The sequence below is a fragment of the Paenibacillus sp. sgz302114 genome, from assembly GCF_056120345.1.
On the sequence record NZ_JBVYOI010000037.1, the window covers coordinates 1 to 780 of the forward strand.

The following is a 780-nucleotide window of genomic DNA, read 5'->3' on the forward strand; positions in this document are numbered from 1 at the left end:
AACGATTGCCGTCGTTGTGCAGGTTAAACCTTCGAGATAGAACGTTTCAGACTTTAGAGTGGAATGGAACGATTCGATGGGGGCATTATCAGCGGGCGTACCCTTACGGGACATGCTCATGGTAATGCCTCTTCCTTTTACAGCTTCCTGGTATGCCTGTGACGTATAGACGCTTCCCTGATCGCTATGCAGCATCGCACCGTTTGTTAGAGGCAGCTGATTAAGGGTATCTAACACAAATGCTGTGTCTTGTTTATCTGCTATACTGTACGCCACGACCTCGCCGTTGAACAAGTCTAAAATGCTCGACAGGTACAATATTTTACCGCCAAACGGCAGATAGGTGATGTCCGTTACGAGCTTTTGCATTGGCGAATCTGCTAGGAATTGACGTTTTAACTGATGTTCAGCAATCTGAGTTGGTTGTCCAGTTGGCTTGCGTTTCTTCATCCTAACTCGGCACTGTAGCCCTTCGCGTTGCATAATTCGTTGCACCCGTTTATGATTGACGTGTTGTTCTCTTCGAAGCAGCGCGGTTATCTTGCGATAGCCATAACGGAATTTATGCAAAGTGCAGAGCTGACGAATCTTCTCTGTGAGCTGATCTTCTTGCTTTGTAACATAAACGGCTTTCCACCGATAGTACGTCGCACGTGCAATCCCTAGCAGCTCACAAGCTTGCTTCACGGACATTTCTCCCCGGATAGACTCCATCCAGGTTACTACGGCCTCTGGTGACACCTCCTCTCCAACTCCTTGTACTTTTTTAGTACGTCTAGC

At 47.6% G+C, this 780-nt stretch carries 1 protein-coding gene; it reads right to left on the minus strand.

Going from position 1 to position 780, the window contains the following annotated elements; translation table 11 throughout:
* The coding region (locus AC0LWF_RS27775; RefSeq protein ID WP_474654702.1) for an IS3 family transposase at positions 1 to 780 on the minus strand (780 nt) is incomplete at both ends.